We start from the raw sequence: 21,688 nt of genomic DNA, 5'->3' as shown, positions 1-21,688 counted from the left end.
GTGGCGCGTCGCATCGCCTACACGGGGGCGCCCGTGCTGACGCTGGAGCAGGTCGCGTTTCAATGCCGGGCTGAGCCCGAGGATCTGCAGCCAGAACTGATCAACGACATCATCATTCCTGGCGTGACGAGCCAGGGGGAGTCAAGGACGGGGGCTGGTATCCGTGAAGCACAGTACGAAGAGGACTGGCCGGCGTCGTATCCGTCGGGCCATGCGCTGGATGTTGGCCAGGTGGTCGCAATCGAATCCGTCTTGGTCCTGGGTGAATCGGGCGTAGGGGAACCCTACGCCGGGGTCGTGGAGCTTCGCCAGGGTGGCAAGGAAAGCTATCTGGAGTTCCCGGGCGGTCGTCCAGCGGGGCGCTTGCGGATTCGCTACCGCGCTGGCGTCGATCTGGAGGCGTACCCCGGTGTGCGCAGTTGGCTGCTCATGGCTGCAGAGACCGCCTTTACGCACCGTGGAATGCTGGTGGTGGGGCAGGTGCTCTCTGAGTTGCCCAGCTCTTTCCTTGACCACCTGTTGGCGGATATCACAGTCCCGCCGAGGTTCTAGCCATGGCGATCAGGGAGCCCGCTTCGGGCGAGCTTAATCGCCGGGTATTGATCAGGCTGCGCACTGATCTCCCTGCCGGTGAGGCTGGAGTTGATTCCGCGTTCTCCGGTGAAGTTTGGCGCTGGGCGAAGATCGAGCCGGTAGGTACCGCCGTGTTTGTCGGTGGGGTACAGACCGACATTAAGGTCACCCACCGCATCACCTTTCGCATACTCGACGGTATGACGGAGGATCATGAGGTAGTGCATGGCCGCAAGGTCTACCGCGCCAAGCGTGTGGCTGACCTCAATGGTTCTGGCCGTTTCACGATGCTTGAGGCGGAGCTGCTTGGAGCGATCGTCTCGGGCGGAGGTATCTATGTCTAACAGCGCATCAATCGAAACGTACGTGCACTTCGACGGCTTCGACAGTTTCGGGCGGGATGCCTTCAACATGTCGAAGGTCCGGGCGACGATGCGTAAGGTCGGACGCCTAGTGGCCCAGCGGGCGCAGATGAACCTGGCGCTTGGAAAGGAGCAGGACGGGTATCCGGTCAATCGAACAGGTGCAACGCTTGAGTCGATCGGCTTCAAGGTGTCCCGTGCTGGTTTTTTGGTGCGTATCGCGCCACGTAAAACCAGTGTGATGAAAGAGTTTTACCCGGCTTACCTCCATTACGGGGTCAAGCAGGGGCGCCGGCTAGGGAAGCTGGCGCCGGGTGAGGGCAGGGGGAAGGCGAACCGACGACGCAAAGGCGAGCGTGCGCTTGCGCTGGCGGCTAGGCGGTCCCTCGGTTGGCGTATCACCCCGCGCGGAAACTACATGGTCGATGCCCTGGAAGACTCCAAATCGCAGGTTCAGGCCATTCTCGCAGCTGGTTTTGCCGCTGCACTGAAATAACTCCATCCGGTACCCAAGATGAAACTTTCAGTGATCGTCGCGCATATGCGCGCCTATTGTCCTGTCTTTGGTGGGCGAGTTGTCGCTGGCATTGACTGGGATGCTGTGGCCAGCAGCTCGAAGCTGCAGCATCCATCGGCCTACGTAATTGCCTCGGGTGACGATGCGGAGCCGAACCAGCAGCAGAATGCTATCCGGCAAGTGATCGCGGATGGTTTCGAGGTCGTTGTGGTTCTTGACTCAAGCGATGAGCGAGGCCAAGGCGCTTCGGACGCTCTCCACGATGTGCGTGCTGAGATCTGGCGCGCCCTGGTCGGCTGGAAGCCCGAAAGTGAGTACGACTTTGTCACCTACGACGGTGGCTCGCTGGTGCACATCAGTCGTGCCAGGGTCGTATATCGCTTTGGCTTCGTTGCGGAATTCCAGCTGGGCCGTAACCGGGGCGCAGACCCGGCTGAAACATGGCACGAACGCGAGTTGGACGGTCTGCCGCCACTTGCCGGTGTCGACTTCGACATGGACTCGATCGACCCGAAAGACCCCAACCACGCCGCGCCTGGCCCTGACGGGCGGGTCGAGGTGCGTTTTTCCACCGAACTACCACAAGGGTAACCCCCATGACTCAAATCACCGTGTATCCGGTGGAGGGCCGCGTTGTGCCCGACCCGGAACTGGGCGGCGTTCTGTCGCCCGATGGGCGCGAAGTGTCGCGCGATGCGTACTGGCTGCGCCGCCTGCGTGCGGGCGATGTGACCGAAAAGAAACCCGCTGCTGCCAAGGCTTCGGCCAAGGCTGCGGCTACTACCGGGAGCGCTGAATAATGGCCGTCAGTTTCAACAGCATCCCCAGCGACCTGCGCGTGCCACTATTTTATGCCGAGGTCGACAACAGCCAGGCCAACAGCGCGACCGGCAGCCTGCTGCGCTTGATCGTCGGCCAAGTCAACGACGATGCCGTCGCCCCGGAAATCGGCAAGCTGACACTGGTGTCGGACCTCAGCCTGGCCAAGACCATCGGCGGTGTCGGCTCGATGCTGGCCGACATGTATGAAACCTGGCGCCGCATCGACTTGGTGGGCGAGGTGTGGTGTCTGCCGCTCAAGGTCACCGGCACCAAGGCCGCCGGCAAGGTAGTCATTGCTGGCACCACCACGGCCGGTGGCCAGGTCAATCTTTACATCGGCGGCCAGCGCGTGCGGGCCACGGTGGCCAGTGGTGCTTCGGCTGCGGCGGTGGCCACCGCGCTGGCGGCGGCGGTCAACGCGGCTGGCCTTGGCGTTTCGGCAACCGCCACCACGGGTGAGGTGACCTTGACCTGCCGCTGGTCTGGTCTTAGCGGCAACGACATTCAGCTGGAGCTTAACCGCCAAGGGCGCAGCAATGGCGAGCTGACCCCGGCAGGCCTGACCGTGACGGTCACGGCGATGGCCGGCGGGGTGGGTTCGCCGGATGTGGCCGAGGCGCTGTCTGTGCTCGGTGATGAGCCGTTCGAGTTCATTTGTGCGCCATGGACCGATGCCACCTCGCTGGACGCCTGGAAGGCCTTCATGGACGACAGCAGCGGCCGCTGGAGCTGGGCGCGACAGCTGTATGGCCATGTCTATTCGGCAATGCGCGGCACGCTGGGTGAGTTGGTGGCCCTGGGCGATACCCGCAACGACCCGCACATGACCGTTTACGGCTTCGAAAAGGAATGCCCGGACCCGGTGTGGCGACAGGCTGCCGGCTACGCCGCGCGCACCGCCGTGTTCATCTCGGCGGACCCGGCCCGACCCACGCAGACCGGTGAGCTGAACGGCATCACCCCGGCGCCGTCTGGTGATCGCTTCATGCTAACCGAGCGGCAGTCGCTGCTGACTCACGGTATCGCCACGGCCTACAGCAGCGGCGGTGCGCAGCGCATCGAGCGCGGCATTACCACCTACCGGCAGAACGCCTTGGGGCAGTCTGACAACTCGTTCCTAGACAGCGAGACGCTGCATCAGTCGGCGTACGTTATCAACTTCCTCAAGGGGCGGATCACCAGCAAATACGGGCGGCACAAGCTGGCCGATGACGGCACGCGCTTTGGTGCCGGGCAGGCCATCGTGACCCCTAACGTGATTCGCGCGGAGCTGATCGCGGGTTACCGAGCCCTAGAGCTGCTGGGCATCGTTGAGAATGCCGAGATGTTCGCCAAGTACCTGGTGGTGGAGCGCTCAAGCACCGACCCGACCCGGTTGAACGTGCTGTATCCGCCGGACCTGGTGAACCAGTTGCGGGTGTTCGCCCTGCAATACCAGTTCCGCCTGCAGTACGCCGCGTCGTAACTGAACCATCCACCAAGGCCCGCCATTGTGCGGGTCTTTTTGTAGGAGTTGCCCATGGGCAAGAAAGTCGCAGGCACCGTCTACATCAAGGCAGACGGCGCCCAGTTCACGGTCACCGGCGGGGTTGAATGCCCGATCAGTGACATCAAGCGCGAATCCATCGCGCCGGGCTTCTTCAAGGAAGAGGACCGCATCCCGTATGTGCAGGCCACCGTGGTCGATGACCCCGACCTGCCGTTGGCACAGTTGACCAGCGCAACCGACGCCACCATCACCGCCGAGTTTGGCAACGGCCGCGTCTACGTGCTGTCCGGTGCGTATCTGGTCGACGAGCCGGCAGCCAAGGGTGACGACGGCACCATCGATCTTAAGTGGGAAGGCACCAAGGGGGCATGGCAATGAGTGAAGTAATCAAGCTTTCGAAACCGATTCAGGCGCATGGCGTTGAGGTGACCCAGCTGGAGCTGCGCCGCCCGACGGTGAAAGAGGCCCGCGCGATCAAGGCCCTGCCCTACAAGATGGACAAGGACGAGGCCGTGGCGCTGGATCTGGATGTATCCGCCAAGTACATCGCCGTCTGCGGCGCCATCCCTCAATCCTCGGTCGAGCAGCTGGACTTGGCTGACCTGAACAACGCCGCCTGGACCGTCGCGGGTTTTTTCTTGGCGCCGGAGTCGGCGACGTTGACGGCCTAATCGCCACGGCCTACGACCTTGCCTGGTTCTGGAAATCAGATCCGGAGCAGGTCATGGCCCGAACCCTGGACGTAATTTTGGAAGCCGCCGCGCATAGCCAGCGCATTGCAGAAACGCTGAGGGGGGAGGATGGCTGATAAGTTTCAGCTTAAGGCGTTAATCACTGGCGTCGACAAGCTTTCGCCGACCTTGGCGGGCGTTCGCAAGAACATTGCATCGTTCCGCAAGAACCTGGAGAAGACCGGCCTCGGCAAGATCGGCTGGAGCGACATCATCACCGGTGGGGCCATGGCGGCCCCGTTCATTGCCGGCGCCCGTGCGGCCATCGACTTCGAGTCGCAAATGGCCGACGTGCGCAAGGTGGTGAACTTCGACACGCCCAACCAGTTCAAGGAAATGGGTGATGACATCGGCCGGCTGTCTGAGCGCCTGCCCATGGCAGCCACCGACATCGCCAAGATCGTCGCGGCCGGTGGCCAGTCTGGCATTGCCCGGGATGAGCTGCTGAGCTTTGCCGAATCGGCGGTCAAGATGGGCATTGCCTTTGACCAGACCGCCGACGAAAGCGGCGACATGATGGCCAAGTGGCGTACCGCGTTTCGGATGAATCAGGGTGAGGTGGTGGCATTGGCCGACCGCATCAACTACCTGGGCAACACAGGTCCGGCCACCACCAAGCAGATCTCCGGGATCATCACTGAGGTCGGCGCACTAGGCGAGGTTGCCGGTTTGTCCTCGGCGCAGATCGCGGCCATCGGCGCGACCATGGCCGGGGTGGGCGTCAAGCAGGATGTGGCGGCTACCGGCATCAAGAACTTCATGTTGGCCATGACCAAGGGCACGGCCGCCACCAAGGCACAGGCGCAGGCGTACAAGTCGCTGCGCCTGGACTCCAAGACGGTGGCCGAGAACATGCAGAAGGATGCGCAGGGCACCATGCTCGACCTGCTCAAACGCATTGGCCAGGTGGATGCAGCCAAGCGCCCGGCGCTGTTGGCCGAGATGTTCGGTACCGAATCCATCGGGGCCATCACGCCGCTGCTAACCAACCTTGAGCTGCTGCGCGGCAACCTGCAGAAAGTCAGCGACGCCCAGCAGTTTGCCGGCTCCATGGAACAGGAATATGCCTCGCGGGCCGCGACCACGGCCAACAACCTGCAGCTGCTGCGCAACGGCGTCAACGCTGCTGCACGGGCTATCGGCAACGCCCTGTTGCCGGGAATCAATGCGGTACTCGACAAGCTGCGGCCGTGGCTCAGTCAGGTGGCGCAGATGATCAGCGACAACCCGCAGCTGGTACGCGGCATCGTCATCGCCGGGGCGGCCTTCACGGCGCTGCGCGCGGCGGTGTTCGCGGCCACCGTGGCCACGCGGGTGCTGGGTGTGGCCTTCGCCGCTACCCCGATTGGCCTGATAGCGGTCGGTATCGCAGCGGCGGCCGGTCTGATCGTCGCCAACTGGGAGAAGCTTGGGCCGTTCTTCAGTGCCTTGTGGGAGCTGATCAAGGCCTACACCACGCCGTTCACGGCGCTCCTGCAAGGCCTGTTCGACTGGATGCCCATGGATCAAATTCGCAGGAACTGGGAGCCAATCGTGGGCTGGTTCAAGGGACTGTGGGATCGGGTCAGTCCCTACCTTGAGCCGCTTCTCAAGCTGTTTGGCGGCAGCGATGGCGAGAGCCTGACTGTGCGGGTGCAACGTCTGGCCGATGAGCAGAAGGCGCGTAACTCGGTGGCTGGCGGTAGTGGTGCTTTGGTGCAGGCCAATGCAGTGCAGGTCGCGCAGGGCGCTCAGGCGGCGCGGGAAAAGGCATTTGGGGTTAGCCCTGGGGCGCTGTTGCAAGCCCCGGGAGCGGCCCAGGCGCCGGGCTCATTGTTGCGTGTGGCGGCGCCGTTGCCCGAACCGGGTGGCCTGTTGCGTGCGCCTGGCCAGCTACCCGAGCCGGGCGCGCTGTTGCGCCAGTCGGCGCAGGTGGGTGGCAAGCAGCAACTGGAAGGGGAGCTGCGCGTGGCGTTCGACAACCCGCCGCCGGGCATGCGCGTGCAAGAGACGAAAACCAATCAGCCCGGCCTGTCGGTGACCCCGAAGGTGGGCTACCGGACCATGGGAGGCACCAATGAGTGAATGGCGCGACCTGCGCCGCGAGGCTTCGTTTCGTGGCGTTCCGTTCTGGGTCGACAGCGACAGCGTGCCGGTTGGCCGGCGCACCCAGCTGCACGAGTATCCCAAGCGTGACCAGCCCCTGGTGGAGGACATGGGCCGGCAGACCCGAGAATACAAGTTCGACGGCTTCATCATCGGCCCGGACTTCATCAGTCAGCGTGACCGCTTGCTGGTCGCGCTGGATACCCCGGGTCCGGGGGAACTGATCCACCCATGGTTTGGCCGACTGACCGTGACAGCAGGCGACTGCGAAATCTCCCATTCGCGATACGAGCTGGGCATGGTGCGCTTCAACTTGGCGTTCATCGACGGCGCGTTGGCCTTCCCGGTGCAGCGCATCAACACCCGCCGGCAACTGGCAGCGCACGTGCCGACCCTGCTGGAGTCGATCAAGGCGCGCTTTGTGGCGGTGATGGATAAGGTCAACTGGGCCCGGCAACAGGTCAACAAGGTGCGCCGTGCCATTGCCAGCGCCTATGCCTTCGCCATCAACTTCCTCAAGCCGTTGACCTCGCTGGTAGCGGACATCGGTGCCTTGGTGCAGTCGCTGATCAATGCCCCGGGTGCCTTGGCGGCCAGCTTGTTGAGCGACCTGGCCAGCATTGAACGCTGGTTCAGCGGCTACGGCTCGACCGGTTCGTCGCTGCAGTCGTCCAAGGCGAAAGCCCAGGCGATCACCGCGCTGTCGGCCACGCGCCCGGCGACCGATGATCCCGACATTGCGTTGATTCAGTCGGCGGTGATCGGTCTGGTGCAGGACGCCGCCCTGGTCGACCTGCTGCTGGACATGGCGCAGGTGCCCGTGGCCAGCGTGCGCAGTGTCGAGCAACCGGCTGCCCTCAGCGTCCAGCTGGAGCAGCAGGGCAGCACCGTCACCTCGGGCAGCGCCATGGACACCGGGGTGCCGGTGGCCGATGACATTCTGGCCGTCAGGGACGCGATCAGTGAGGCGATGTGGACCATTGCCGAGGACAGTCCGCCGGATCACTTCGGCGTGCTCAGTGACGCACGGCAGGCCTTGGATCGGCACCTGACCGACGTGGCCCGCAGCGGGGTATGGCTGCGCCCGTATCAGCCGCGGCTGGCGGTGCCGTCCTTGGTGCTGGCCCACCGCCTGTATGGCGATGCCGTGCGCGGCAGCGAAATCGTTACGCGTAACAAACTCCGTCACCCGGGCTTTGTGCCCGCCATTGAACTGCAAGTCGCCAAGAGTTAAGCCATGGAGCCAGACAACACCGTCACCCTCAGCGTTGGCGCGCATGACTATGGGGGTTGGAAAGACGTCAGCATCAGCGCCGGGCTGGAACGGCAGGCGCGGGATTTCAGCGTTGGCGTTACTTGGAAGTGGCCGGGCAGTGGCGAGATGCCGGTGCGTATCCGCCAGGGCGAAGCCGTGGAAGTGCGCATTGGCGACGACCTGGTGTTGAGCGGGTACGTGTTCAGCACGCCGATCCGCTACGACGCCCAGTCGATCACCCTGAGCATTGCCGGGCGCTCGAAGACCGCCGACCTGGTGGACAGCGCGGCGATCAACTCGCCGGGCCAGTGGCGCGGGCAAAGCGTGCAGAAGATCGTCGAAGCCCTGGCCGGCGAGTACGGCATCAAGGTGGTCAACGAAGCGGCCGTCACCCTCGGCCTGGACGACCACACCATCGAGCCCGGCGAAACGGCGTTCGAGAGCATCGACCGGCTGTTGACCCTGTCGCGCTTGTTCAGCACGGACGATGGCCAGGGGCGGCTGGTGATTGCCACGCCCGGCACCGCCGGCCGCGCCGTCGACGCCCTGGAGCTGGGCAAGAACATTCTGACCGGCGACACCAATCTGGATTTCTCCAACGTGTTCTCCGAGTACATCAGCCGGGGGCAACGCAGCGGTACCGACACCTCGTTTGGCACAGCGGCCACCGAGGTCGAGGCCGCGTTGGCCGATGATCGGGTGGCCCGCCGCCGGGTCAAGGTGATTCACCAGTCCGGCCAGATGACCCCGGCCATGGCGACCGCGCGGGTGGAGTGGGAGCGGGCCAACGCGATCAGTCGCGCGCTGACCTTGAACTACACGGTGCAGGGCTGGCGACAGAGCAATGGCGCGCTGTGGCGGCACAACATGATCGTGCGGGTGATTGACCCGCTGATCGGTCTGGACCGCGACATGCTGATCAGTGAAATCAGTTACGAGCTGGGGGAGCCCGGCACCGTGTGCAAGGTCACTGTGGCCCCGCCCGATGGCTTCCTGCCCGAGCCCAACGACGCCTACGAGAGCCGCAAGCTCAAGAAAGGCAAGAAGACTGACAACTTTGAATACCTCATTCCTGCGGACTACAAGCCATGAGAAACCCAATGGCGGGCGTACTGGCCCGTGGCGTGGTGGTGCTGGCCAATGCCACGCGCAAGCTGCAAAGCCTGCAGCTGCGTATCACCGCCGGCGAAGTGAAAGACGACATGGAGCACCTGGAGCCCTACGGCTTCACATCGTGCCCGCACGAAGGCGCTGAGGCCGTGGCTGGCTTTATCGGCGACCGCAGCCATGGCGTGGTGTTGGTGGTGTCGGACCGGCGTTATCGCTTGCCGGGCCTGCAGGCCGGTGAAGTGGCGCTGTACACCGACGAAGGCGACCGCTTAGTGCTCAAGCGCGGCCGGGTGATCGAGCTGGAAACCCTGACGCTCAAGATCACCGCCGGCCAGGCGGTGGAGTTCGACACCCCGCTGATCAGTACCACCGGCCGCATCGAGTCGGCCGGCGATCAGGTGGCCGGCGGCATCAGCCAGATTGAGCACCTGCACGACGGCGTGATGCCGGGGCCAGGCAATACCGGCCAGCCGGTGGGCGGTGGCGGATGAGCCGCGAAGCGCTGTTGCGCCGGGCGGTGACCATCAGCCTGTTCAGCTGGCGGCGCGCGGCGGCCGACGATGCCTTGGACGATGCCGACCGGCAGGGCTGGTGGGGCGACTGCGCGCCGAGCGAGGCCGGCGACCAGATCGGTTCACGGCTGTGGTTGCTGCGTCGGCGCACGCTGACCGAGGACACCTTGCGCGATGCGCGCGACTACGCCGAAGAGGCCCTGCGCTGGATGACCGACGACGAGATTGTTACCACCGTGACGGTCACGGCGGAGCGCTTGGGCAATGACCGGCTCAACCTGGTGGTGCTGCTGACAGAGCTGAACGGGGAAACCCTGCAGCTGGCTTTTGAAGATACCTGGAGTTTGATCAATGCCGTATGAGATGCCGACGCTGCCCGCGCTAATCACGCGCACCCAATCGGATTATGAGCGCAATGCCCCGGACGCCCTGCGCCGCTCGGATGCCAAGGTGGCGTCAAGGGTGCTGAGTGGGGCGGCCTACGGCCTGTATGGCCATCAGGAGTGGATTGCCCGGCAATCGCACCCAGCGACCTGCGACGAAGAGATGCTGCTGCGGTGGGCGGAGTGGCGACTGAAAGACGGGCGCAAGGCGGCGGTGTCGGCGACCGGCCCCATTGCTGTCGTCGGGGCCAACAATGCCCTGGTCGATGCGGACATGGTGTATCAGCATCAGGACGGCCGCCGCTACGTCGTGACCGTAACGACCCGTCTGGTGGGCGGCACCGCACAGGTGCCGGTGCGCGCCGAGACGCCTGGCGCGCTGGGCAACATTGAGTCGGGAACGCTGACCGCCGTCAGCCCGGCCTTAGGCGTCAACCCCGAGGCCACCATCGGCGCCGGTGGCTTGACCGGTGGCGCTGATCAGGAAGAAATCGAGCCGCTGCGCACGCGGGTGCAGGCGGCGTTTCAGAACCCGAGCAAGGTCGGCAGCGGCTCCGACTTTGAAGAGTGGGCGCGGGAGGTGCCTGGCGTGACCCGTGCCTGGGCGCTGCCGCGCTGGATGGGGCCCGGCACGTTCGGTTTGATGTTCGTCTGCGATGGCGATGAGGACATTTTTCCCGGCGCCGAGAAGGTGGCCGAGGTGCAGGCCTATCTGGACACCAAGCGCCCCGTCACGGCCGAGGTGTACGCCTTCGCGCCAATCAATCGGGTCATCAGCTTCACCATCAAGCTAACCCCCGACAGCGCGGCCTTGCGTGAGGAGGTGCGCAAGTCGCTGGCCACCCTGATCGCGGATGAGGCGGGACCGGGGGCGAAGTTGTATCGCACGCATATTCGCTCTGCGATCAGCAATACCCCCGGCGAGACCGATCACGAACTGCCGGTGCCGGCGGCCGATGTGCTGGTGGCCACAAATGAAATGGGCACGCTGGGAGCGATCACATGGCAATGACCGAGGACGATTACCGCGACCAGCTGCAGCAGCTGTTTCCCCCGGGGCCGGCGTTTGATGCCGAGCTGCAGCCCGATGTGGCCCAGTTGATTGACGGCTCGGCGCCCGAGCTGGCTCGCGTCGACGCAGCGGGCGCGCAACTTTCCCTGGAGCAGAACCCGGCCACGGTGACCTGGCTGCTGCCGGATTGGGAGGCGTATCTCGGTTTGCCCGACGCCTGCACGGTGCCAGGGTCGCAGACGCTGGAGGAGCGCCGGCAGGCGGTCATCAACAAGCTGACCGCCACGGGCGCCCCGCAGCGTTCGTACTACCTGGGCCTGGCAGATCAGGCCGGTGTCGAGGCGCAGATTGCCGAGTTTCGCCCGCCGCGCGTGGGCCCGGCGGTGGCCGGCGACTTTCTGTATGGCGATGCCTGGCCCTGGTCCTGGCAGGTCCATGCGCCTGTCGACTACTACGGCACCGTGGAGGCTGCCGCGCTCGACTGCCGCCTGCAGCTGGAGGCCCCGGAATACACCGATGTGCGCATGGGCTTTGGCCTGGAGGTGGTGCAAGGGGTTGCCGAGAAGGTCGACCAGATGTTCAACGCCATTCACTACGTCGCCCCCGCAGCGGTGAGCGGCTTCAAGGACCTTTGACGATGCAGAAAATTTCCGCATGGACGGATCTGGCCACGCCGGCCGGGGCCTACCGTTACGGCTCGCTGGTGGGCGGTGTAGCCCCCACGCCGATCAAGGCCGAATGGCTGAACATGGTCCAGGACGAGTTGTGCAACTTCATCTTGGCCTACCTGCCGGCGCTGGATAAGGCCGACAGCACGCAAGTGTTGAAGGCGGCGCAGAAGATGGTGGCTAACTTTGCGCTCAAGGCCACCACGCTGGCGGGGTACGGCATTACCGATGCCTACACCAAGCCGCAAACCGATTCGATGCTTGCGCAGAAAGCCAACTGGGCGATCACCCTGGGCGGTTACGGCATCACCGATGCCTACACCAAGGCTGAAATCAATGCGGCGCTGAACACCAAGGCAGATAAGGCGACGACGCTGGGCGGCTACGGCATTGCCGACGCCTACACCAAGGCGGAAGTTGACGCGGGGTTGAACACCAAGGCCGACAAGGCCACGTCCTTGGAGGGCTATAACATCGCTGACCCGATTTGGACCGACCACAATGCCACGCCCAAAGCCATCGTGGCTCAGGCCTCGGCGGAGGTGGGTGCTGTCGGCACGTATGCGCTGTTGGTGGTGGGCGGCGGAGTGTCGTCGAGCAGCGATCCATTGCCGGCCGGCACGCTGATCGCGGGCGGCTATTGCACCTATTCCAACGCCGCCGCCTCTTCGCCCAGCGGCATTCCGGCCGGCACTTGGAAGCTGATGGGCGCGGTATACAACCATGACGGGCAGTCGTCCGACTCCACCACACTGTGCCTGAGGGTATCTTGATGCTTACCGTAGTTAGTGCCCGCAATCCGCAGTGGAATGATGCCAAGCACAGGTCGCTGAACCTGCTGGTGACCTTCGAGGAAAACCCGGTGGCCTTGGGTGAAATACCCTTTACCGCATCGCCCGAGGATTGCGAGGCCTATGGCCGCGAGCTGTTTGCCCGGGCCGTTGCGCTGGAGTTTGGCGCGGTGCTGGAGCCTTCGGATGGCGATCTGGTGCGCAGCGTGCTGCAGGCGCGCGCTCAACTCAACACCGCCGCCACGGTCGCCATCAATGCCTTGCAGGTGGTATTGGCGCCCCTGCAAGACGCGGTGCGCCTCGGCATGGCGACCGAGGCCGAGGCGGCGGCGCTGCCGCTCAAGCAGGTCGAGTACGACACCTGGTGCACCTACCGCGTGCTGCTCTCGCGGATCGAAGAGCAGGCGGGCTACCCGGCCAGCGTGACGTGGCCGCCGCTCCCGGGCGCTGACGACGCAAGCGGCGCCGACCCCGCCCCCGAATGAGTCTCGGCGCTGCCGAACCCTGTTGATTAGCTGATTACAGAACCCGCCCCGGCGGGTTTTTTGTTGCCTGGAGAAAAGTAAATGACTGACATTTCGGCGCTGGAAGGTTATGCCGGCATGCTCTCGGAGGCCGCCGCGCAGGCGAAAGCGGCATCCGCCAAGCAAGAGCAGTATGTGGATGGTGGGGCCTGGCAGGATGTGGAGACCGAAGGCGGCCCGGTCCCGGCGTTGGCCAAGCAGGCTCGCTTGGCGGGCGAAAAGATCGATGCGGCGTTGACCGATGTGGCGGCGCAGATGGCCGGTGCAATGGTCTTCGCGACCACGGCGGCCGGTTTGGCGGCAGTGCCGGCCAACGGCTTTTTCAGTGTGCCCTCGCCCAGCAGTGACGAATACCTGGTGCTGTACAAGAAGGTCAACGGCGCAGCGGTTGAGCAGAACCGCTACCCCAACAGCAAGGCCGTCTCCCAAGCTGAGCTGGCGGCGGCCTCATCCTTGATGACCAGCGACCTGACCTTCGTTTCGGGCTGGGCTTCCGAGGCCAACAACGGCGGGGTGATTACGCGCCGCTTCGGCCGCCCGTGCGGGATCTCCGTACCGCAGGGCTCAACCGGTACGTTGACCTACCTGACGGTGATGTTTCCGACCGCCAACGTCGATGTCACCAGTCTGGTCGGGTCTACGGTTCAGGCCGTGATCACCGGCCGCTATAGCGGATCGTTCGGCGGTGCCGTCAAGCTGCGTACGGACCGTGCATTCCGCTCGCTGTTGGCCGGCAATGTGGTCAGCAATGGCGGCCGGGTGGTGAGCGAGACCTATGCCGCTGGCCGGTACCGGCGCGTGGTGCAGTACACGGTCACCGCCGAGGACACGCAGATTGGCATTCTGCTGAGCGTGGAGGCCGGCAGCGCGGCGCCGGCCAACAGCACGTTGACCGTTGACCGAGTGTCCTTCGGTATCGTGGCCGCATCACCTAAGCTCACCCAGTACAGCACGGCGAACCTTGAGCGCACCAAGCTGTTTGAGGAGATGAACGCCAACGCGGGCTTGTCGTGGCAATGGGAGCCAACGGTGATCAGCAACGGCTGGGGTTATTTCCCGAACGGCGCCAGTGCGTTGCCGGCCGGCGCGGCATCACCGGCGATTGCCGGCCTCAAGGTGCCGGCCGCTTCGACGGGCGCTGACGCCTACTTCTTCGACCTGATGACGCTGGATGCCGAGCAGGTCAAGCTGATGGCGGGCAGTACCGTGCGCATCACCGCCAAATTCACAGCCACCCCCGGCGCCCTGGACCTGCTGGACTTCCAGTTTTTGGCCGGGATGCGCGCTGCGCGAGGCACGGGCGCCTCTGCGGTGGTGGCGGCGACCTTGGTGTCGATGGCCCAGGAGGGGGCGGTGATCACCAAGGTGGTCGACTACGTGGTCGATCCGACCGATGTGTCGTGGGCGATCAGCCTGCAGGTGCATGGCTCGGCCGTCGCGCCGGGTCAAGATATCTCGGTGCAGTTCAAGTCGCTGACCTGGGCCGTGCAGGGCGTGCCGGCCGGTAACAAGCGTGCGGCCGACGTGGCGTTCTTGGCCCGCTTCCAAGAGCAGATCAAGCCCACGGAAAAGAGCCTGTTGGTGTCGTCGTCCAACCTGCTGGACAAGGCCACGGTCACCGGCGCAGCGGACGCCAACGGCGCCGTGCTGGTACGGGAAAACGGCATTATCGTCGGTTTCGATATCCCTGCCGGCAAGAGCGGAGCCGGCGTGTACAACCGCGTGCTGCTGCCGTTCGATGCCGCGACGCGGGCGGCTATCGTCGGCAAGACCATCCGCATGACGCTGGAGGCCGAGGTCAGTGCGACCTTTGCTGCCGATAAGTTGCTGCGCAAGGACCGCGCGGTGTACGTCGACGGCGGCATTGGCAACGCCGGCACGCTGATCAGCGAGGCCTTCGCCGGTACCCGTTACACTCGCGTGGTCGAATACCTGGTGGCAGACGGCGCGGCGCTGTTTGGCCCGGTGCTCAGTTACATCGCTGGGGCGGTTTCGACCAATGCCAACAGCTTGCGCCTGAAATCGGTGCGCTGGCAGGTGTCCGAAGTCAATGCCGGGGTGAGCGTGCAAGACTTCATGATCGACCAGCGCCTGGCCGCAGTGCCCAAGGAAAGCAGCCAGGCGGAGAACTACACCGGCGCGGTAACCGTGGTGGGTACCCAGCTGGAAACCCAGGCGGTGACCGGCTTCAACCCGATGATCCAGGCCTTCACGGTCAACAAGTTGGGTGGCCTGCTCAAGACGGTGGAGCAGGTGGTGGCCATTGCCGCCCCGGATACGGAGCCGGTGGTGGATTATCCCTTCACCCTGGTTGCCGCGCCTGCCGGCGGTGCCATTCCGGGCGCGCGGCTGCCGCATCAGTACAGTTCCAATCGGGTCGTTAAGCGGGTCTCGGACGGCGCAGTGCTGACCGAGGGTGTTGATTATGCGGTGAAGCCGAACACCTGCTACCTGTATGGCCTCAAGGCCATTGCCAACGAGCCGTGCACCATCAGTTACACCGGGCATCTGCACCGCTACGACCTGGTGTCGGTCAACCTGACCAGCGGCGCCTTGGTGGTGACCAAGGGTACGGGGCGCGCTATCGACCCGGAAGAGTACAAGCCGGTGTTGCCGGCGGGGCATGTTCGACTCAATGAGGTGTATGTCTACCCGGCTGGCGTCGACGTGCTGCAGAGCTGGCGTTACCGCGACTTGCGGGATCAGCTGGCCGGCCAGGCCTATGACGACTGGCTGGCCTATTGCCGCGCCAAGCTGCCGAAGACGCTGGCCAAGCTGCGCCGTGGTCAGCTAATTCGGCTGATCGGGTACGGGTCGAGCAGCGTGGATATGGGCGGCGGGGCGCTGTATCCGCTTGAGCCCAACACCAACCGCGACCTGGCTTCGTTCTTCGACCGAATCCCCGCCGACACGCGGGCGAAGTACCCGATCTACAGCAACAGCGATTCTGACTTCACCTGGTCCACCCAGTCGTCGCACATCAAGTATGGCTTCGTCTGGCAGCTGATCGCGGCGATGCGTGAGCGCTGGGGTGCTGATGTGGAGTACCGCAACTGGGGCGTGGGTGGCACCACCTCGGCCGATACCTCGGTCAACGGTGTGCCGAACGGGGCGCACCCGGACCGGCTCAACGCCATGCTGGCTGATCAGGGCGATCTGATGGTACTGGCCTTTGCCAATGGCCTGGGGGCCGATTGGTGGTACAGCTCGCACCGCACCATCATTGAGGCCTTCAAGGCGCAGGGGGGTGAGGTCATTGTGCTGACCTCGCCTCGACTCAACCTGTTCGGCGAAGCGAGCGTGGATGACTCCATCTGGCGCAAGTCCTACGACGACAGCACCCGCGTCGCCTTGGACACTGGCTGCGCCTACGTACCGACCAACCTGATCGAGGGTCCGGGGCGTGAGGGCTGTACAGGTCTCAGCCACCGCAACATGACCAACGCCAACCTGTACAACCACGGCGGCCCCATCCAGTTGGGCAACACCGGCAAGCTGATGGCGATGATCATTCCCTAACCGCAACCTCTTTCCTTGTGCCCGCCTTGTGCGGGCTTTTTATTTGGAGTGTATTGATGTCGATTACCGAAAAGCAGTTGCAGCAAATGCTTCCAGGCGCTGGAAACAAAGCCGGCGTTTTTGTTCCTGGCCTCAACGCTGCTATGGGCAAGTACGGCATAGTCACGCGGCTGCGAATGGCTGCATTTCTTGCCCAAATCGGACACGAGTCGGGCCAGCTCCAGTACGTGCGCGAGCTTGGTAGTGATAAGTATCTGTCGAAGTACGACACCGGCCGTTTGGCCCAGCGCTTGGGCAATACGCCTGTAGCAGACGGCGATGGCCAGCTGTACCGAGGTCGTGGCCTCATCCAGGTGACAGGCCGGTTCAATTACGAAGCCTGTAGCGAAGCTCTGTTCGGTGACAGCCGGCTGCTCATAACCCCTGAACTGCTCGAGCATCCGGTCTACGCCTGCATGTCGGCCGGCTGGTTCTGGCAGAAGGAAGGCCTGAACAGCTTGGCCGACAAGGGCGACATCTTGGCCATCACCAAGCGGATCAACGGTGGTGCCAATGGCCTGGAGGATCGCAAGGCAATCTACAAGAGGGCGCTCGAGGTGCTGCAGTGAGGGCCTGGGCCACTCGCCTAGTTACGGGGGCTGCGCTGCTGATCGCGTGCGCTGTTGGTGCCCGGGCGGCCTGGTTATGGCAAGCCAATGTCTACTCGACGCAGCTCGCCGAGCAAGCCATCAGCTATAGCAAGCAGTTGGCGGCGAAGGACCGGGCGTATGGCCTTGAGCGAGAGAAGGCGGCTGCGGCAGCGTTTGATCAGCTGGCGGCGCAGCAAGAGGCGCGACGCGCCATAGAGGCCCGCCTGCAGGCACAGGCCCAAACCCACTGGAGGGAGATGCAAGATGTTCAACAAGCTCAAGCTCGTCTGCGCGACCGGCTTGCTACCTCTGATCTGCGGCTGTCAGTTCTTGTCGACGCCGGAGCCTCTACCGGCTCGAGTGGTGACGGTGGGGTGCGAGAAGCCGCCGACACCGGAGGCGTGGTACATGGCGCCGTACGTGCCCAACTTGACCGAGCGTATGCTCAACGAATTATCGCCATCACCGACGAAGGCGACCGGGGGCTGATTGCGCTTCAGGCCTGTCAATCTTATGTGCGCACTCTTCAGGTCATGGGTGCGAGCGATTAGATAAGTTTTAACCTAATCCCCATTTCGGGGATTAGGCTTTTCAGTAACTGGTTGTGGTGGCTTTTCAAGTCAATCTTCTAGGGCTGTATTTTTCTTTTTGAATTTTACACCATGCATTTTTTGTTACTTTGAATGCGCCAATTATGGCCAGCGTTACGATTCCGGATACTATGCCAAATGCAATGTGAAAGGTTGAGGCTATAGAGGTGGCCAGAATAGCGATTATGTTTTTCAGGGATATGCCTGCTTCAAGTCGCTCGTTTTTATAGGTGGTGGAATTGGTGCATAGAAAGTCATAGATTTCTGATTGAATTCCATACCATAAGCTGGATTCTCTTTTGATCACAGACGTTTGAACAGTTGTTTTGCTTGGGTTTAGTTCACCGGTCAGGACTAAGCCGGCACGATCGAAATCAAAGTTTTCGGCGTTCAAAGCATTTTCTAAATATGCATGCATATGATTAGGTACCAATGAGTGTATGGCATCTAAAATCTCTTGCTGTTCGTCTTTATTCATATGCTCCTTCCGCTTTAAGCAGCTCCACGCCGTAGCTAATGCCTGTGGCATAAGAAATGTTGCTATCCTGCGCCAGTGGTGCGGCTCCGATCCACGCGACAGGTTCTGCGCCGCTGGGGGAGTGGCGACCCGCTATGATCCCGATTACCTTTCCGGTTGTCACCTCGATTAATGGACCGCCGCTATTTCCATTATTGACAGTAGAATCCAGAACCAGCTGGCGTGTTTCGTTTTCGGTAAGAGACTTGGCTGACACTATTGTGCTAGAGACTTTCATTAGTTGTAGTCCCATAGGTGCAAATGGAAAGCCAAGATAGATTGCGCTGGCGCCGACATCTACATCCAACTCACTACAGGTCGCGTAAGAAGGTGGAGGGGAAGAAACGGTTATAGCATCAGTTGCTTTAAGAAGGGCTACATCGTTAATCGGATCGTGCTGTACTACCGTGGCGGGGGCAAAATCAAACCTTCTGTTTTGAGTTTTATGAAATTCATTGACGTTCGGCGATATCCCTACAAAAAGCTCTTTCGTTAGGTCTATGCCGTGTGCGCATGTCAATACATAGCCTTGGCTTCCACAGAAAAAGCCAGTGGCCTGAAATATCAACTTGGCATCAGCTTGGGGTTTGGAGCAGATAACTACGCAGATCGGTGATATATCTTTAACTAGTTGAGCAATCATGTCGTCTCTCCCTCGGCGACGGTATGCTGATTGGCCAGCGGTTTCCAGCTTGCAGCTGCTCTATGCTAGAGCAGCTTGGTTTTTCGGTGAAGAGGCTGCAGCTTAGCTACGTTTGTTTAACCCTCCAGCCCGGCCTGCAGAGTGTACGGTGCCGCTGCAGATTCATCAGCGAACCAATTACAGATATCAATCCCATGATTGCAGCGTAATCGGTTACCTATCTGCACCAGGCGCACGTGCAAGCCATTGGCGCGCAAGGACTCGGCGGCCACCTGAGTGTTGATCATTTGGTTGATTTCTACGAGCTTGGTGATATTTGAGCGAGCCAGTGTCAGCTGAGCCCTCAGATCGTCGTTCTCCGCCATCAGGATGTGTGATTGCTGTTCGAGCATTTCCATCTGTGTAGGCATGCCATATTCGAAGCCCATTGTGTCGATGTCCATCTTCCGGCTCTCGATGCTGTATGTGCATACAGTATTGTTGCGGATGGATGTGCCGCGCAAGCGCTCCGTGATCGGCGGCCGTTTTAGGGCAAAATTAGGGCAAAAGCGGGGCCGCATTGGGCCATCGCTGGCCATCGTGAGCGCGTATTGCCTCAATGAATGCCGGCCTGTCGCGGGCTGCTGCGCGCGACGGGCGGGTTCAAATCCCTATCTCTCCGCCATACAAGATGAGGCCCCTGGAAACGAAAGTTTCCGGGGGCTTTTTCGTTTTGGGCGATTAATTTTTCATGCCCAATTCAGCATCATCCAGCAGTGCCTTGGCCATTGCGCTCAGGTAATGGGCTGCCCAGATCAGCTTTTCATCCCTGTCCATCACACCGATCAAGGTCATGTCTCGGACATAGCCCATAAGCTCGGATGCCTGTTCACGGACGGCTTGGCAGGGGATGCCTGGCTCGATGCGCAATAGCGGTTGGATCTGGACTTCTGCTTGGTAGAAGCGGGTTTTGCCAACTGTGGCGTGATGCTGAGTGTCGTCAGTGGCCATTGATTTTTCTCCCTGAAATTTTTGTTGCCTGTGCCGGCCTCTTCGCGGGCAAGCCCGCTCCCACAGGAATAGCGTGGCCCTCAAGTGCAGCGCTGTATCTGTGGGAGCGGGCTTGCCCGCGAAGAGGCCAGCACAGGCAGCCCAATACTTGAGCTCTAGTGCAACGATCTAGGTCCCGTCGGCAACTGCACTTGGCGCTGCAGCTGCATCAGCGCCGATTCCACCAGTACATGGGCAACTTCCATTTCATGGATAACCGCTTGCATCACGATCGAGCTGGGGGAGGTGGGTTTCAGTTGCACCGATTGGCGGGCGACGGACAAGGCACAGGTGACGTATTCCGAGGTCTGGACCAGGGTGTCCTGCAACATGTACGAGGAATCGAGGGAGTAGGGCGGATCGGGGACTATCTTGCGCATGAAAGCGCCTTGAGTCAGGTGGAGCCACCCATCAACGCTGTCAAACGAATGGAGGCAGCTATACACGGGTTGACAGACCGGTGACCCAAGGAACCCGGCGCACGCGAAGGTGCCCCATGTACAGCTGCCATTACTTTCGCCCCGCGCACTATAGCCAGGCGATAACCTTCGCGAGTCTGACGTGGCGCACCTCTGTGGAGTGATCGCCGCTTGGTGGCTTGTGAGTAAAGCGCCGAGGCTAGGCCGCAATCAAAGCGGTCGCAATCATTAGGTGAGCGCGTGAGCGAGTATCGGAAACGGACTACAGGGTTCGGTATAAATTCGAATTTTACCTAAAGGCGGTCGGTACTTTTGCGGGAGACAGTGCAGCCGTTTGCCCATTTTTTGCCTTGTATTGCCAATGTAACCTTGCGTTACAATGCAGCGGCAAAACGCCACTCTCGTCCAGGCCCTCTGCCGTAATGATTACGCGCACTGGACGATGACCTTCTTCTGACATGGATTGGTTGGATGCTCCCCGTCGTATTCGCTCCACGCCCTCAGCTCGCAGGGTGGAGCCGCCCCTCACAGCCCCGACCGCTGCAGCCTGCAATTGGCTGCGGCATGCGCGTGCCTGTCGATCTTTCACAACTCAACCAGGCCTCTGCCGCGCGCAGAGTGACCCAGCGGAAATGGAGTGTTCCACTTGCGTAAGAAATTCGTCGCGTCCCTCCTGGCGGTCGCTATCGCCACCACCACCGCCTGTGCCCAGCTCGGGATCAGCAAAGAGCAGGCGGGCACCGTGATCGGTGGCCTGGCCGGCGTGGCCATCGGCTCGACCATGGGCAGTGGCAACGGCAAGATCGCCGCAGCGTTGATCGCCGGTGGTATCGGTGCCTATGTCGGCAACCGCATCGGCCACATGCTCGATGAGAAGGACCAGCAGGCGCTGGCCCTGCGTACCCAGGAAGTGCTGAGCCAGCCGACTGCCGGTGCCCAGCCGGTGACCTGGAAGTCCGACCACTCCGGTGCCACGGCGCAGATCACTCCCGGCAAGGAGTACACCCAGACCAAGAAGGTCGAGGTCAAACGCGCGCCGAAGATCCAGGCGGTGCCGTCGATGAAGCTGATCAACGAGCCGTACGTGACCATCAGCGACAACCTCAATGTGCGTGCCGCGCCCAACCCGAGCGGCGAGAAGGTCGGCAGCCTGAAGAGCCACACCGAGTTCACTGCAGTGGGCTCCACCGGTGACTGGATCCTGGTGGGCCGCAAGGGCGTGACGGTCGGCTATGTGCACAAGAATTACGTCGAGCCCAAGGCGCAAGCGATTGCCAAGCGCGCTGCTCCTGCCGTGAACCTGGACGATCTGGACGTCGCCGCGAACAAGGAAACCCAAGGTTTCGACCTCGACTCCCTGCAGTCGCTGCCGACCGAGACCGTCGCCGCCGAGGCCGCGTGCCGCCCGGTCACCGTCAGCCTGAAGTCGCAAAGCGGCCAGACCGAGCAGGAGCAGAACACCTTCTGCAAACAAGCCAACGGCACCTGGGAACTGATCTGAGGACCCC

26 protein-coding genes are annotated in these 21,688 nt (G+C 62.4%); 21 read left to right on the top strand and 5 right to left on the bottom strand.

Annotated features, from left to right (window positions below):
• The 20 genes from ACZ6YA_RS16225 to ACZ6YA_RS16130 all read left to right on the top strand — a co-directional run bounded on the left by ACZ6YA_RS16225 (position 1) and on the right by ACZ6YA_RS16130 (position 17,533).
• Complete coding sequence (locus tag ACZ6YA_RS16225; RefSeq protein ID WP_306729731.1) at positions 1-552, top strand: hypothetical protein; 552 nt, start codon at positions 1-3, stop codon at positions 550-552.
• Between the two features lie 2 nt (positions 553-554).
• Entirely contained in the window at positions 555-917 is a 363-nt protein-coding gene (locus tag ACZ6YA_RS16220; protein ID WP_465898132.1) for a head-tail adaptor protein, read from the top strand.
• The gene (locus ACZ6YA_RS16215) at positions 910-1,431 is read left to right on the top strand and encodes a hypothetical protein (protein WP_465898131.1); all 522 of its coding nucleotides are present in this window, start codon (positions 910-912) and stop codon (positions 1,429-1,431) included. Before ACZ6YA_RS16220 ends, ACZ6YA_RS16215 begins: the two co-directional genes overlap by 8 nt.
• Positions 1,432-1,449: 18 nt before the next feature.
• A complete protein-coding gene (locus ACZ6YA_RS16210) occupies positions 1,450-2,043 on the top strand; it encodes a phage tail terminator protein (protein WP_465898130.1) in 594 nt (197 codons plus the stop codon).
• Between the two features lie 5 nt (positions 2,044-2,048).
• Positions 2,049-2,252 (top strand): DUF2635 domain-containing protein, encoded by a 204-nt coding sequence (locus ACZ6YA_RS16205; RefSeq protein ID WP_465898129.1) that lies wholly within the window; start codon positions 2,049-2,051, stop codon positions 2,250-2,252.
• A complete protein-coding gene (locus tag ACZ6YA_RS16200) occupies positions 2,252-3,739 on the top strand; it encodes a phage tail sheath subtilisin-like domain-containing protein (RefSeq protein ID WP_306729726.1) in 1,488 nt (495 codons plus the stop codon). The genes ACZ6YA_RS16205 and ACZ6YA_RS16200 overlap by 1 nt, the downstream gene beginning before the upstream one ends.
• Positions 3,740-3,793: 54 nt before the next feature.
• On the top strand, positions 3,794-4,141 hold the full coding sequence (locus tag ACZ6YA_RS16195) for a phage tail tube protein (protein WP_465898128.1): 348 nt from the start codon (positions 3,794-3,796) through the stop codon (positions 4,139-4,141).
• On the top strand, positions 4,138-4,434 hold the full coding sequence (locus tag ACZ6YA_RS16190; protein WP_306729724.1) for a phage tail assembly protein: 297 nt from the start codon (positions 4,138-4,140) through the stop codon (positions 4,432-4,434). The genes ACZ6YA_RS16195 and ACZ6YA_RS16190 overlap by 4 nt, the downstream gene beginning before the upstream one ends.
• Before the next feature lie 129 nt (positions 4,435-4,563).
• Positions 4,564-6,558, top strand: coding sequence for a phage tail tape measure protein (locus tag ACZ6YA_RS16185; protein WP_465898127.1), 1,995 nt, complete (start codon positions 4,564-4,566; stop codon positions 6,556-6,558).
• Complete coding sequence (locus tag ACZ6YA_RS16180; RefSeq protein WP_465898126.1) at positions 6,551-7,813, top strand: DNA circularization protein; 1,263 nt, start codon at positions 6,551-6,553, stop codon at positions 7,811-7,813. Before ACZ6YA_RS16185 ends, ACZ6YA_RS16180 begins: the two co-directional genes overlap by 8 nt.
• 3 nt (positions 7,814-7,816) lie before the next feature.
• Positions 7,817-8,926: a phage baseplate assembly protein gene (locus ACZ6YA_RS16175; RefSeq protein WP_465898125.1), complete on the top strand. Its 1,110-nt coding sequence runs from the start codon at positions 7,817-7,819 to the stop codon at positions 8,924-8,926.
• An 8-nt stretch (positions 8,927-8,934) separates the two neighbouring features.
• On the top strand, positions 8,935-9,435 hold the full coding sequence (locus ACZ6YA_RS16170; RefSeq protein WP_465898230.1) for a phage baseplate assembly protein V: 501 nt from the start codon (positions 8,935-8,937) through the stop codon (positions 9,433-9,435).
• Positions 9,432-9,818, top strand: a complete 387-nt coding sequence (locus ACZ6YA_RS16165) for a phage GP46 family protein (protein WP_465898124.1) — start codon at positions 9,432-9,434, stop codon at positions 9,816-9,818. Before ACZ6YA_RS16170 ends, ACZ6YA_RS16165 begins: the two co-directional genes overlap by 4 nt.
• Positions 9,808-10,851: a baseplate J/gp47 family protein gene (locus ACZ6YA_RS16160; protein WP_465898123.1), complete on the top strand. Its 1,044-nt coding sequence runs from the start codon at positions 9,808-9,810 to the stop codon at positions 10,849-10,851. Before ACZ6YA_RS16165 ends, ACZ6YA_RS16160 begins: the two co-directional genes overlap by 11 nt.
• The gene (locus tag ACZ6YA_RS16155) at positions 10,842-11,486 is read left to right on the top strand and encodes a YmfQ family protein (protein ID WP_465898121.1); all 645 of its coding nucleotides are present in this window, start codon (positions 10,842-10,844) and stop codon (positions 11,484-11,486) included. Before ACZ6YA_RS16160 ends, ACZ6YA_RS16155 begins: the two co-directional genes overlap by 10 nt.
• Before the next feature lie 2 nt (positions 11,487-11,488).
• On the top strand, positions 11,489-12,292 hold the full coding sequence (locus ACZ6YA_RS16150; RefSeq protein WP_465898120.1) for a hypothetical protein: 804 nt from the start codon (positions 11,489-11,491) through the stop codon (positions 12,290-12,292).
• Positions 12,292-12,795, top strand: a complete 504-nt coding sequence (locus ACZ6YA_RS16145; protein ID WP_465898119.1) for a tail fiber assembly protein — start codon at positions 12,292-12,294, stop codon at positions 12,793-12,795. The genes ACZ6YA_RS16150 and ACZ6YA_RS16145 overlap by 1 nt, the downstream gene beginning before the upstream one ends.
• 81 nt (positions 12,796-12,876) lie before the next feature.
• Positions 12,877-16,353: a hypothetical protein gene (locus ACZ6YA_RS16140; protein WP_465898118.1), complete on the top strand. Its 3,477-nt coding sequence runs from the start codon at positions 12,877-12,879 to the stop codon at positions 16,351-16,353.
• 56 nt (positions 16,354-16,409) lie between these two features.
• The gene (locus ACZ6YA_RS16135; protein ID WP_465898117.1) at positions 16,410-16,961 is read left to right on the top strand and encodes a glycoside hydrolase family 19 protein; all 552 of its coding nucleotides are present in this window, start codon (positions 16,410-16,412) and stop codon (positions 16,959-16,961) included.
• Positions 16,958-17,533, top strand: coding sequence for a lysis protein (locus tag ACZ6YA_RS16130; RefSeq protein ID WP_465898116.1), 576 nt, complete (start codon positions 16,958-16,960; stop codon positions 17,531-17,533). Before ACZ6YA_RS16135 ends, ACZ6YA_RS16130 begins: the two co-directional genes overlap by 4 nt.
• A gap of 64 nt (positions 17,534-17,597) precedes the next feature.
• Here ACZ6YA_RS16130 and ACZ6YA_RS16125 read toward each other — a convergent pair whose 3' ends face one another.
• From ACZ6YA_RS16125 to ACZ6YA_RS16105, 5 genes are all read right to left on the bottom strand, one after another.
• On the bottom strand, positions 17,598-18,050 hold the full coding sequence (locus ACZ6YA_RS16125) for a hypothetical protein (RefSeq protein WP_465898115.1): 453 nt from the start codon (positions 18,048-18,050) through the stop codon (positions 17,598-17,600).
• On the bottom strand, positions 18,043-18,732 hold the full coding sequence (locus ACZ6YA_RS16120; protein WP_465898114.1) for a S1 family peptidase: 690 nt from the start codon (positions 18,730-18,732) through the stop codon (positions 18,043-18,045). Before ACZ6YA_RS16120 ends, ACZ6YA_RS16125 begins: the two co-directional genes overlap by 8 nt.
• A gap of 116 nt (positions 18,733-18,848) precedes the next feature.
• Positions 18,849-19,175 carry a hypothetical protein gene (locus ACZ6YA_RS16115; RefSeq protein ID WP_465898113.1) on the bottom strand — a complete coding sequence of 109 codons (327 nt, stop codon included), beginning with the start codon at positions 19,173-19,175 and terminating at the stop codon, positions 18,849-18,851.
• A 277-nt stretch (positions 19,176-19,452) separates the two neighbouring features.
• Positions 19,453-19,722 carry a DUF3077 domain-containing protein gene (locus ACZ6YA_RS16110; protein WP_465898112.1) on the bottom strand — a complete coding sequence of 90 codons (270 nt, stop codon included), beginning with the start codon at positions 19,720-19,722 and terminating at the stop codon, positions 19,453-19,455.
• 155 nt (positions 19,723-19,877) lie between these two features.
• On the bottom strand, positions 19,878-20,141 hold the full coding sequence (locus tag ACZ6YA_RS16105; RefSeq protein WP_465898111.1) for a hypothetical protein: 264 nt from the start codon (positions 20,139-20,141) through the stop codon (positions 19,878-19,880).
• A 685-nt stretch (positions 20,142-20,826) separates the two neighbouring features.
• Between ACZ6YA_RS16105 and ACZ6YA_RS16100 the strand changes: the two genes are divergently transcribed.
• Complete coding sequence (locus tag ACZ6YA_RS16100) at positions 20,827-21,681, top strand: SH3 domain-containing protein (protein ID WP_465898109.1); 855 nt, start codon at positions 20,827-20,829, stop codon at positions 21,679-21,681.
• The last annotated feature ends 7 nt before the right edge of the window (positions 21,682-21,688 follow it).

Source organism: Pseudomonas sp. NPDC090752, from assembly GCF_055584805.1.
The sequence above is the reverse complement of the archived record's forward strand: the minus strand, read 5'-3'. Positions and strand labels throughout refer to the sequence as shown.

Bases quoted from the DNA above. Each gene is read 5' to 3' on its own strand.
- ACZ6YA_RS16220 (WP_465898132.1), top strand. From the start codon at position 555: ATGGCGATCAGGGAGCCCGCTTCGGGCGAGCTTAATCGCCGGGTATTG.
- ACZ6YA_RS16215 (WP_465898131.1), top strand. From the start codon at position 910: ATGTCTAACAGCGCATCAATCGAAACGTACGTGCACTTCGACGGCTTC.
- ACZ6YA_RS16210 (WP_465898130.1), top strand. From the start codon at position 1,450: ATGAAACTTTCAGTGATCGTCGCGCATATGCGCGCCTATTGTCCTGTC.
- ACZ6YA_RS16205 (WP_465898129.1), top strand. From the start codon at position 2,049: ATGACTCAAATCACCGTGTATCCGGTGGAGGGCCGCGTTGTGCCCGAC.
- ACZ6YA_RS16200 (WP_306729726.1), top strand. From the start codon at position 2,252: ATGGCCGTCAGTTTCAACAGCATCCCCAGCGACCTGCGCGTGCCACTA.
- ACZ6YA_RS16195 (WP_465898128.1), top strand. From the start codon at position 3,794: ATGGGCAAGAAAGTCGCAGGCACCGTCTACATCAAGGCAGACGGCGCC.
- ACZ6YA_RS16190 (WP_306729724.1), top strand. From the start codon at position 4,138: ATGAGTGAAGTAATCAAGCTTTCGAAACCGATTCAGGCGCATGGCGTT.
- ACZ6YA_RS16185 (WP_465898127.1), top strand. From the start codon at position 4,564: ATGGCTGATAAGTTTCAGCTTAAGGCGTTAATCACTGGCGTCGACAAG.
- ACZ6YA_RS16180 (WP_465898126.1), top strand. From the start codon at position 6,551: ATGAGTGAATGGCGCGACCTGCGCCGCGAGGCTTCGTTTCGTGGCGTT.
- ACZ6YA_RS16175 (WP_465898125.1), top strand. From the start codon at position 7,817: ATGGAGCCAGACAACACCGTCACCCTCAGCGTTGGCGCGCATGACTAT.
- ACZ6YA_RS16170 (WP_465898230.1), top strand. From the start codon at position 8,935: ATGGCGGGCGTACTGGCCCGTGGCGTGGTGGTGCTGGCCAATGCCACG.
- ACZ6YA_RS16165 (WP_465898124.1), top strand. From the start codon at position 9,432: ATGAGCCGCGAAGCGCTGTTGCGCCGGGCGGTGACCATCAGCCTGTTC.
- ACZ6YA_RS16160 (WP_465898123.1), top strand. From the start codon at position 9,808: ATGCCGTATGAGATGCCGACGCTGCCCGCGCTAATCACGCGCACCCAA.
- ACZ6YA_RS16155 (WP_465898121.1), top strand. From the start codon at position 10,842: ATGGCAATGACCGAGGACGATTACCGCGACCAGCTGCAGCAGCTGTTT.
- ACZ6YA_RS16150 (WP_465898120.1), top strand. From the start codon at position 11,489: ATGCAGAAAATTTCCGCATGGACGGATCTGGCCACGCCGGCCGGGGCC.
- ACZ6YA_RS16145 (WP_465898119.1), top strand. From the start codon at position 12,292: ATGCTTACCGTAGTTAGTGCCCGCAATCCGCAGTGGAATGATGCCAAG.
- ACZ6YA_RS16140 (WP_465898118.1), top strand. From the start codon at position 12,877: ATGACTGACATTTCGGCGCTGGAAGGTTATGCCGGCATGCTCTCGGAG.
- ACZ6YA_RS16135 (WP_465898117.1), top strand. From the start codon at position 16,410: ATGTCGATTACCGAAAAGCAGTTGCAGCAAATGCTTCCAGGCGCTGGA.
- ACZ6YA_RS16125 (WP_465898115.1), bottom strand. From the start codon at position 18,050: ATGAATAAAGACGAACAGCAAGAGATTTTAGATGCCATACACTCATTG.
- ACZ6YA_RS16120 (WP_465898114.1), bottom strand. From the start codon at position 18,732: ATGATTGCTCAACTAGTTAAAGATATATCACCGATCTGCGTAGTTATC.
- ACZ6YA_RS16115 (WP_465898113.1), bottom strand. From the start codon at position 19,175: ATGGACATCGACACAATGGGCTTCGAATATGGCATGCCTACACAGATG.
- ACZ6YA_RS16110 (WP_465898112.1), bottom strand. From the start codon at position 19,722: ATGGCCACTGACGACACTCAGCATCACGCCACAGTTGGCAAAACCCGC.
- ACZ6YA_RS16105 (WP_465898111.1), bottom strand. From the start codon at position 20,141: ATGCGCAAGATAGTCCCCGATCCGCCCTACTCCCTCGATTCCTCGTAC.